This is a genomic window from Flavobacterium sp., assembly GCF_049318185.1.
Lineage (GTDB): Bacteria > Bacteroidota > Bacteroidia > Flavobacteriales > Flavobacteriaceae > Flavobacterium.
Window position 1 is genome coordinate 1 of record NZ_JBMOGV010000011.1, and the last position, 10,532, is coordinate 10,532.

Annotated in this window: 8 protein-coding genes; 7 read left to right on the top strand and 1 reads right to left on the bottom strand. The window is 33.7% G+C overall.

Going from position 1 to position 10,532, the window contains the following annotated elements; all coding sequences use genetic code 11:
* From gdhA to ACOYLT_RS02185, 7 genes are all read left to right on the top strand, one after another.
* A partial coding sequence (gene gdhA, locus ACOYLT_RS02155; protein ID WP_422852197.1) for an NADP-specific glutamate dehydrogenase occupies positions 1–1,263 on the top strand: 1,263 nt, incomplete at its 5' end.
* Positions 1,264–1,384: 121 nt separating this feature from the next.
* Complete coding sequence (locus tag ACOYLT_RS02160; protein ID WP_422852198.1) at positions 1,385–3,682, top strand: two-component regulator propeller domain-containing protein; 2,298 nt, start codon at positions 1,385–1,387, stop codon at positions 3,680–3,682.
* Positions 3,682–4,395, top strand: coding sequence for a DNA repair protein RecO (recO, locus tag ACOYLT_RS02165; protein WP_422852199.1), 714 nt, complete (start codon positions 3,682–3,684; stop codon positions 4,393–4,395). Before ACOYLT_RS02160 ends, recO begins: the two co-directional genes overlap by 1 nt.
* 68 nt (positions 4,396–4,463) lie before the next feature.
* Positions 4,464–5,291 carry an alpha/beta hydrolase gene (locus tag ACOYLT_RS02170; RefSeq protein WP_422852200.1) on the top strand — a complete coding sequence of 276 codons (828 nt, stop codon included), beginning with the start codon at positions 4,464–4,466 and terminating at the stop codon, positions 5,289–5,291.
* A gap of 127 nt (positions 5,292–5,418) precedes the next feature.
* On the top strand, positions 5,419–8,820 hold the full coding sequence (gene ileS / locus ACOYLT_RS02175; RefSeq protein WP_422852201.1) for an isoleucine--tRNA ligase: 3,402 nt from the start codon (positions 5,419–5,421) through the stop codon (positions 8,818–8,820).
* 12 nt (positions 8,821–8,832) lie between these two features.
* Positions 8,833–9,213 (top strand): TraR/DksA family transcriptional regulator, encoded by a 381-nt coding sequence (locus tag ACOYLT_RS02180; RefSeq protein WP_422852202.1) that lies wholly within the window; start codon positions 8,833–8,835, stop codon positions 9,211–9,213.
* A 91-nt stretch (positions 9,214–9,304) separates the two neighbouring features.
* Positions 9,305–9,910 carry a lipoprotein signal peptidase gene (locus ACOYLT_RS02185; protein WP_422852203.1) on the top strand — a complete coding sequence of 202 codons (606 nt, stop codon included), beginning with the start codon at positions 9,305–9,307 and terminating at the stop codon, positions 9,908–9,910.
* Here ACOYLT_RS02185 and ACOYLT_RS02190 read toward each other — a convergent pair.
* The gene (locus tag ACOYLT_RS02190) at positions 9,905–10,495 is read right to left on the bottom strand and encodes a 5-formyltetrahydrofolate cyclo-ligase (protein WP_422852204.1); all 591 of its coding nucleotides are present in this window, start codon (positions 10,493–10,495) and stop codon (positions 9,905–9,907) included. The genes ACOYLT_RS02185 and ACOYLT_RS02190 overlap by 6 nt on opposite strands.
* Positions 10,496–10,532: the final 37 nt, after the last annotated feature.

Here is a 10,532-nt window from a genome sequence, read left to right on the forward strand (position 1 = left end):
GAAGTTGCTGAAACAGTAATTCCTTTTATTGAACAAAATAAAAAATACCAAAACAAAATGCTTTTGGAAAGAATGGTCGAACCAGAAAGAGTGATCATGTTCCGTGTAACTTGGATAGATGATGCTGGTAAAACTCAAGTAAACCGTGGTTATAGAATTCAAATGAACTCTGCTATTGGTCCATACAAAGGTGGAATTCGCTTCCATCCATCTGTAAATTTAAGCATATTAAAATTCCTTGCTTTTGAACAAACATTCAAAAATAGTTTAACTACATTACCAATGGGTGGCGGAAAAGGCGGTGCTGATTTTGACCCTAAAGGAAAATCTGATATCGAAATCATGAAATTCTGTCAAGCATTTATGACTGAACTTTCTAAACACATTGGCGCTGATACTGACGTTCCTGCTGGTGATATTGGTGTTGGAGGAAGAGAAGTTGGCTATATGTTTGGTCAATACAAAAGATTAAGAAATGAATTTACCGGAGTATTAACTGGAAAAGGAATCTCTTTTGGCGGTTCGTTAATTCGCCCTGAAGCTACTGGTTACGGTGATGTATATTTCGCACAGAACATGTTAGCCACAAAAGGCGATAGTTTCACAGGGAAAACTGTGGTTGTTTCAGGTTCTGGAAACGTAGCGCAATATGCTATTCAAAAAGCAACAGAATTAGGAGCAAAAGTAGTTACAGCTTCAGACTCTTCTGGATATATTTATGATGTTGATGGAATTGATGTTGAAAAATTAGCTTATATCATGGAAATCAAAAACGTAAACTTCGGAAGAATTTCTGATTATGTTTCTAAATATCCCAACGCAAAATACATAGCTGGAAAAAGACCATGGGAAGTAAAATGTGATATTGCACTTCCATGTGCCACTCAAAACGAATTAAATGGTGATGAAGCAAAAACCCTAATTGCTAACGGATGCATTTGTGTGGCAGAAGGAGCAAATATGCCTTCAACTCCTGAAGCAATCACAGCATTTTTAAATGCCAAAATACTTTTTGCTCCTGGAAAAGCTTCAAATGCTGGTGGTGTTGCCACTTCAGGTCTTGAAATGTCTCAAAATTCATTGCGCCTTAGTTGGACTTCTGAAGAAGTTGACCAACGTTTAAAAAACATTATGGCTAACATTCATGAAGCTTGTATAAAATATGGAACTGATGAAACTGGATATACAGATTATGTGAAAGGAGCAAACATTGCAGGTTTCGTAAAAGTTGCTGATGCTATGTTAGCACAAGGAATAGTATAATTTCAAGAATAAACCAACCTAAACCAAAATAATGTCTTCAGAAATGAAGGCATTTTTTATGTAAAATACCAAAACGATAATTTTTTCGTTTACACTATATTTGTAGTTCAAATTCAGTGAAATGAAAAAATCTGTTCTGTTTTGTTTGCTAATTATTTTTCAATTTGGTTTTGCCCAAACAAACCCAAATTGGAAGGGTTATTTCTCATATAATCAAATCAAAGACATCTCAGAATCTGGAAATAAAATTTATGCCGCAGCAGAAAATGCTTTATTTTCAAAAAATCTAGTTTCAAATGATTTGCAAACCATCAACACAATAAATGGTTTATCTGGTCAAACCATTTCTGCAATGTATCACAGCGATACCTTCAATAAAACAATTGTAGGTTATGAAAACGGATTAATAATTATCTTTAATGATGCCGATGGAAGTATAATTAATGTGGTTGATATTATTAATAAAAACATCCCTACAAACATTAAGAAAATAAATCATTTTATGGAATATGAAGGTGTAGTTTATGTTTCATGTGATTTTGGTATTGTGGAATATAAACTGGCTTCACTCGAATTTGGTGATACTTATTTTATTGGCCCAAATGGACAACAAGTAAAAGTTTACCAAACAGCTATTTTTAATAATGAGATTTATGCAGTAACTCAATTAAATGGCATTAGAAAAGCAGCTATCTCTAATCCTAATTTGAATGATTTTGCTCAGTGGCAAGTTTTTGATGCTGGCAATTGGATCGGGGTTGTTACTTTCAACAATCAACTGATTGGAATGAATTCCAATAATATTATCTACAAATATAATAACACCTTTTTTGAACAAATTTTTTCTTTGGAGCAAGCTGGACTAGATATTCGAGCTAATGCAAATTATCTAACTGTTACTTCGTTAAATCATGTATATATTCATAACCAAGCATTAAGTCAAATTATTCATATCCAAAATTCTCAAATAACTTCAACCCAAGTTAATTTCTCTTGCGCAACAGTAATAAATGAAACCATATTTATTGGCACAAATGAGAATGGTTTATTAACATCAACAATTACCGCTCCTACAAACTTTGAATTTATCATGCCAAATGGGCCATCGAGAAATTACATATTTGCCATTAACGGTTCATCATCAAATTTATGGGCAGTTTATGGCGGTTATGATGTCAGTTATAACCCTTACGGCTACTTAAATCTTGGACAACCTGTAAGTTTTGGAATAAGTAAATATACTCCATCAGGATGGCTAAACATTCCGAAATCTGATGTTTTGGGAGCAAAAGCACTATCTAGAATTATAGTAAATCCTAATGATGAAACACAAGTTTATATAAGTTCCTTTCATAGTGGATTGCTAAAAATAGAAAACGATATTCCAACTACACTATTTAACCAATCAAACAGCGGTTTGGAAAGTTTAACTTTTGATGGCCCTAACATAAGTATTAGAATTAATGGCACTGTCTATGATAGAAATGGAGATTTATGGATTACCAATACTTTTGTAAAAAATGGCTTAAAAGTTTTACGGTCAAACGGTCAATGGCAATCCTACAATATGGAAAACATCATAAATAACTATCAATCTCTGATAATGGGAAGAATGACGATTGACAAAAATGGTACCAAATGGATTTGTTCTGTTTCTGATGGTGTTATTGCATTCAATGAAAATACAAACGTATTCAAAAAAATAACTTTTGGAGAAGATGTTGGTAATCTTCCTACTAATGATGTTAGAGCATTAGCAGTTGATAATAGAAGTCAACTATGGATTGGAACTACCAAAGGATTAAGAATACTAGGAAGTACAAGTAGTTATAACGAAACAGAGCAAATGAAAACGAATCGAATAGTTATTGAAGAAAATGGCATAGGTTCAGAATTACTGTACGAACAATTTATTACTGATATTGTGGTTAATGGTTCCAATCAAAAATGGATTGGAACTGTTGACTCTGGAGCCTTTCTTTTTTCATCAAACGGACAAGAAACTATCTATCATTTTACTAAAGACAATTCGCCGCTACCCAGTAATGTAATCAATGATATTGATATTAATCCCATAACTGGCGAAATCTTTTTTGCGACCGATAAAGGGATGGTTTCCTTTCAAGGAAATTCAACTAAACCTGCCGATAGTTTGAAAGATGTTTATGTATATCCAAATCCTGTTCGCCCAGAATTTGTTGGAACCGTAAAAATTGCTGGATTAATTTCTAAAGCCAATATTAAAATCACCGATATTGAGGGTAACTTAGTTTACGAAACCACTTCCGAAGGCGGAACTATTGAATGGGACACCACCGCATTTGGAAAATACAAGGTAGCTTCTGGTGTTTACATGATTTTTATCGCCGCAGAAGACGCTTCAGAAACTGCTGTAAAAAAGGTGATGATTGTAAGATAATGTTAGTCAAAACTAAAGCCATAGTAATTTCATCCATCAAATATCAGGAAAAAAGTCTCATCGTAAAATGCTTTACCGAAAGTGATGGATTGAAAAGCTATTTTGTACAAAGTGCTTTTTCTAGCAAAAAATCCAATCAAAAAATTGCCTATTTTCAACCCTTGACACTTCTCGAAATTGAAGCAAGTCACAAAAATAAAGGCACTCTAGAACACTTCAAAGAAATAAAACTAGCTACAGCCTATCAAACCATAAATACTGATATTATTAAAAGTACTATTGTTATTTTTCTATCCGAAATACTGCATCATAGCATCCAAGAAGAAGAAAAAAACGAGAGCCTTTTCTCTTTCTTAGAAACCGCATTGCTTTGGCTCGATACACATGAAGAAACATCAAACTTCCATATAATTTTACTACTAGAAATAACCAAGTTTTTAGGCTTTTATCCTGACACTTTACAGATTGAGAACAAGCATTTCGAAATGAAAGAAGGTTACTTTACTCCATTTTTAGGAACAAGTTGTCTTAGCGAACATGAAACTTTTTTGTTTAAAAAACTAATCGCTTTAAAATTTGATTCCGACCAAAAAGTATTTGCAGGAATAGAACGTCAAATATTACTAAAAATTCTTTTGGAATATTACAGTATTCATCTAGATGGATTTAAAAAACCAAAATCTCTTGAGGTATTAAAAGAAATTTTTAGTTGAAAGGAATCCCAAAAAAATGGGCATTGCATTGTTTTACTTTTGATACCTTTGAAAATTAATTTAGCTTAATGAAAAAATTATTTATCTTTTTATTTTTTGCAAATGTATCTTTTACCATTGCGCAACAGAAATACAATACGGAAAACGACATTCATTATTATGACGAAACCATAACTAAAAAGGATTCGTATATTGAAAGTCAATGTACTTTAGATATTTATTATCCCGAAAACAAAAAAGATTTTGCTACAATCATTTGGTTTCACGGAGGAGGGCTAACAAAAGGCAAAAAACAAATTCCAAAAGCATTAATGGATAAAGGCTATGCCATAGTTGCTGTAGAATATAGACTCTCTCCAAATGTCAGTGCACCGGCCTATATTGAAGATGCGGCGGCTGCAGTTTCATGGGTATTCAATAACATTGAAAAATATGGCGGTAATAAAAAACTAATTTTTATTTCCGGACATTCTGCAGGGGCTTATTTGGGAACTATTATTGTTATGGACAAGTCTTATTTAGCCAAATATAGCATTGACCCCATGAAAATAGCAGGATTAATTTCATTTAGCGGGCAAGTAATTACACATTTTACGATACGAAAAGAGCAAGGAATAAAAAGCACACAACCCACTATTGATAAGTATGCTCCCATAAATTTTGTTCGCGCGGATACACCTCCAATTTTGCTCATAACAGGCGATCGCGAAATGGAATTATTGGGGCGTTACGAAGAAAATGCCTATTTCTTACGAATGATGAAACTGAACAAAAATAAAGAAATTCGACTATACGAACTACAAGGATTTAACCATTCTGGAATGGCTGAACCAGCTTTTCCTTTATTAATAAATGAAGTAGAAAAGATTTCCAAAAAAATTCTTGAAAAGAAATAAATAGACATCGTCAGCAAATAACAATACTCTTAAATTCAAATCAAAACTTCAACTTTTGACTTTATGTCTTTATGACTTTCAACTTAATTTTACTACTTTCGCAGACTGATTAAAGAAACCGATAAAAATGAGTGCTAAGTTTACTGAATACAAAGGACTTGACTTGCCCACTGTGGCATCAGAAGTGCTGGAGTTCTGGAAAAAAAATAACGTCTTTGAACAAAGTATAACTTCACGCGAAGGAGCAACGCCTTATGTTTTTTTTGAAGGGCCACCATCTGCAAATGGTTTGCCAGGAATTCATCACGTTATGGCGCGTGCTATCAAAGATATTTTTTGTCGATATAAAACTCAAAAAGGCTTCCAAGTAAAGCGAAAAGCAGGTTGGGATACCCACGGACTCCCAGTAGAATTAGGTACAGAAGCCGCTTTAGGAATTACAAAAGAAGACATTGGAAAAACCATTTCCATCGAAGAATACAACGAAGCGTGTAAAAAAACCGTCATGCGTTATACTGATGTGTGGAATGATTTGACCGAAAAAATGGGCTATTGGGTAGATATGGAAGATCCGTATGTGACCTACAAATCCAAATATATGGAATCGGTTTGGTGGTTGCTTAAACAAATTTATAACAAAGATTTACTATACAAAGGTTACACCATTCAACCCTATTCGCCAAAAGCGGGTACAGGATTATCATCTCATGAAGTAAACCAACCGGGTTCATATAGAGATGTTACCGATACTACTGTTGTAGCGCAGTTTAAAGCAAAAGCAGAAACACTACCTAGCTTTTTGCAAGGTTTTGGTGATATTCATATTTTGGCTTGGACAACAACTCCATGGACATTGCCATCGAATACAGCTTTAACTGTTGGTCCAAAAATTGATTATGTTTTGATAGAAACCTTCAATCAATACACCTTTCGACCAATAAAGGTAATTTTAGCTAAAAACTTGGTCGGGAAACAATTCGGGAAAGAATTTTTTGCTTCTACTGAAGCTCATGATTTTGAGAATTTCAAAGAAGGAGATAAAAATATTCCATACCAAATTCTTGCCGAATATAAAGGTGCTGATTTAGTTGGAATTCGTTACGAGCAATTAATGAAATTGGCTTTGCCTTATCAAAATCCTGAAAATGCATTCAGAGTAATTTCTGGAGATTTTGTCACCACAGAAGATGGAACTGGTATTGTACACACCGCCCCAACTTTCGGAGCAGATGATGCTAAAGTTGCCAAAGAAGCCACTCCAGAAGTACCGCCAATGTTGGTTCTTGACGAAAACGGGAATGCAGTTCCTTTGGTAGATTTGCAAGGAAAATTCATTGAAGGATTAGGTAATTTATCTGGAAAATATGTTAAAAATGAATATTACAACGATGGCGAAGCTCCAGAACGCTCTGCTGATGTGGAAATTGCCATTCAGTTAAAAGAAGAAAACAAAGCCTTCAAGGTAGAAAAATACGTACACAGTTATCCACATTGTTGGAGAACTGACAAACCTATTTTATATTATCCGTTAGATTCTTGGTTCATTAAGGTTACCGAAATCAAAGACAGAATGTTCGATTTAAACGAAACCATCAACTGGAAACCAAAAGCAACTGGAGAGGGTCGTTTCGGAAATTGGTTAAAAAATGCTAATGATTGGAACTTATCTCGTTCTCGTTTTTGGGGAATTCCATTGCCAATTTGGAGAACCGAAGATGGTACTGAAGAAATCCTAATTGGTTCAGTCGAAGAATTATATTCTGAAATCGAAAAATCAATTGCAGCAGGTTTTCAAACAGCAAATCCTTTTGAGGGTTTTGAAATTGGAAATATGAATGAAGCCAATTATGATTTAGTTGATTTACATAAAAATGTAGTTGACGAAATAACGTTAGTTTCCGCTTCAGGAAAACCGATGAAACGCGAAAGCGATTTAATTGATGTTTGGTTTGATAGTGGAGCAATGCCTTATGCACAATGGCATTATCCTTTTGAAAATAAAGACAAGATTGACGAGAACAAAGATTTTCCAGCTGATTTTATTGCGGAAGGTGTGGATCAAACGCGTGGTTGGTTTTATACATTACACGCTATTGGAACCTTGGTTTTTGATAAAATTGCCTACAAAAACGTAGTGTCAAACGGATTAGTTTTAGACAAAAACGGACAAAAAATGTCCAAACGCCTAGGAAATGCAGTTGACCCATTCACCACTTTGGCAGAATATGGTCCCGATGCAACGCGCTGGTATATGATTTCAAATGCAAATCCTTGGGATAATTTAAAATTTGATTTGGAGGGAATCGCTGAGGTGCGCCGTAAATTCTTCGGAACTTTATACAACACCTATTCGTTCTTTTCGTTGTATGCCAATATTGATAATTTCAATTATTCAGAATCCGAAATTCCGTTGAACGAAAGACCTGAAATTGACCGTTGGATTTTATCAGAATTGCATACTTTGATCAAACTGGTTGATGAAGCTTATGCTGATTACGAGCCAACCAAAGCAGCTCGCGCAATATCTGATTTTGTTCAAGAGAATTTGAGTAATTGGTACGTTCGTTTGTGCAGACGACGTTTCTGGAAAGGGGAATATGGAACTGATAAAATTGCCGCTTATCAAACTTTATATACTTGTTTGTTAACTATAGCAAAACTGGCCGCTCCAATTGCACCATTTTTCATGGACAAACTTTACAGAGATTTAACACAAGCCACTAATTCAGAAGAATTTGAAAGTGTACATTTGTCGAAATTCCCAGTTTCGGTTGAAAACTTTGTTGATAAATCATTGGAGAGCAAAATGATGAAAGCACAGACAGTTTCATCACTCGTTTTATCGCTCCGTAAAAAGGAAATGATAAAGGTGCGTCAACCTTTGCAAAAGATACTAATTCCAATACTTGACGAGAACCAACGAGCTGAAATTGAAGCAGTTTCCGACCTAATAAAAGCCGAAGTAAACGTTAAAGAAATTGAGCTTTTAGATGACGCATCGGGTGTTTTAGTAAAGCAAATTAAACCAAATTTCAAAGCGCTTGGGCCACGATTTGGAAAAGATATGGGATTGATTTCCAAAGAGATACAAAGTTTTTCACCAGAACAAATCAACGAATTAGATAGTAAAGGGAAGCTAACACTTGTTATTTCAGGAAAAAGTATAATTTTAACATCCGAAGATGTTGAGATTACTTCTCAAGACATACCGGGTTGGCTAGTAGCTAATGCCAATGGAATTACTGTTGCATTAGATATCACACTAACAGATGAATTGAAAAATGAAGGAATTGCAAGAGAATTAGTTAATAGAATTCAAAACCTTAGAAAAGATAGTGGATTTGATGTGACTGATAAAATTAAAGTTTATATACAAAATAATGATACATTAGCAAAAGCTATAAAAGAAAACGAAAACTATATCAAATCGGAAACACTGACTGAAACTTTAGTTTTAGAAAGTGAAGTGAAAAATGGATCTGAGATAGAATTTGATGAGATAAAAACAAGAATATTAATTTCTAAATAATTAAGAAAGATTATGGTAGAAGAAAAAATGAGATACTCAGATGCTGATTTAGCAGAGTTCAAAGAAATTATTGTCAATAAAATTGAAAAAGCAAAATCCGATTTAGAATTGATTAAAAGTGCCTACATGAATGACTTAAACAATGGAACTGATGATACATCTCCAACGTTTAAAGCATTTGAAGAAGGTAGCGAAACGATGTCTAAAGAAGCCAACTCTCAACTGGCTATTCGTCAAGAAAAATTTATTCGCGATTTAAAAAATGCACTTTTTCGTGTAGAAAACAAAACTTATGGTGTTTGCAAAGTAACAGGAAAACTTATTTCTAAAGAAAGATTGAAAATAGTTCCTCATGCAACCATGAGTATCGAAGCAAAAAATTTGCAACGATAAAAGTTTAATCGTATATTATATTTGACGCTCCAAATTGGAGCGTTATTTTTTTAGAAAAAAAGTCTATTTTTGCGCCATTAAATTCCTAAAGATGTCATTACGAAATTCCATTTTAATCATCGCAATTATTTTATTGGTTGACCAATTCGTCAAAATATATATTAAAACCAATTTTATTTATGGTGAAGCGGGTCAAGTTGATGTGGCAAATTGGTTCAAAATACTCCTAATTGAAAATGAAGGAATGGCTTGGGGGACAAAAATACCTGGAATGTATGGAAAATTAATTTTAACTGTTTTTAGGATTTTTGCTGTATTCGGAATTGGATATTGGTTATATGATTCTAGCAAAAAACAAAGTTCTAATTATTTAATGGTAGCAATTGCGCTAATTTTTGCTGGTGCAGTTGGAAACATTATTGACTCGGTATTCTATGGGGTAATTTTTGATGATAGTTATGGTCATTTATCAACTATTTTTTCAAATAATCCTTATGGAACGTGGTTTTACGGACGAGTAGTAGATATGCTTTATTTTCCCATTTTGGAAGGAAATTTCCCGAAATGGTTACCCATTTGGGGTGGCCATACTTTTAAATTTTTTAATGCTATTTTCAACATTGCAGATATGTCTATTTCAACAGGAGTAGGGATTCTAATTGTGTTTAACAAAAAAGCTTTTACTAAAAAACTATAGTTGAAAGTCATAAACAGAAATAGGGGTTACACAATAATCCAAGCGAATATCGGTTTCATTAACATCTTCAACAACCTCTTCAGGCTCAAAAAAAGATAAACCAATTTTGATAACATCTTCTCTACATTTCGAGAGGAATTTATCATAAAATCCTTTGCCATAGCCCACTCTATTCCCTTTTTTATCATAAGCCAATAATGGCACAAAAACTACATCAATTTTTGAATGGGGCACTTCAATTCCGTCAACAGGTTCATATATATTGTATCCATTTTTTTGAAATTTAGTGTTATCTGTTAATAAATAATTAGTCATTTCTAGGGTTTCGAAATTACTTTTGGCTACCACAATTTCTTTATCCTTTCCCGCTAAAATTTGCAGAATAAACTCAGTATCTATTTCCTTGTGCTCCTCAATAGTTATATACAAATGAAAATAAGTGTTATCCCAAACTTGTCTGCCGTTAAGCGTAAAATCGGATTGTAGCAAACGGTTAGCAATTGCCAAACTTTTCTCTTCAACTTCAGCTTCGGAAAGTTGCTGACGTAATTCTTTATATTTTTTACGTAAGTCCTTTTTATTCATAATTCAAAAGTACTTTAATTTTTATAACTTTGGAATC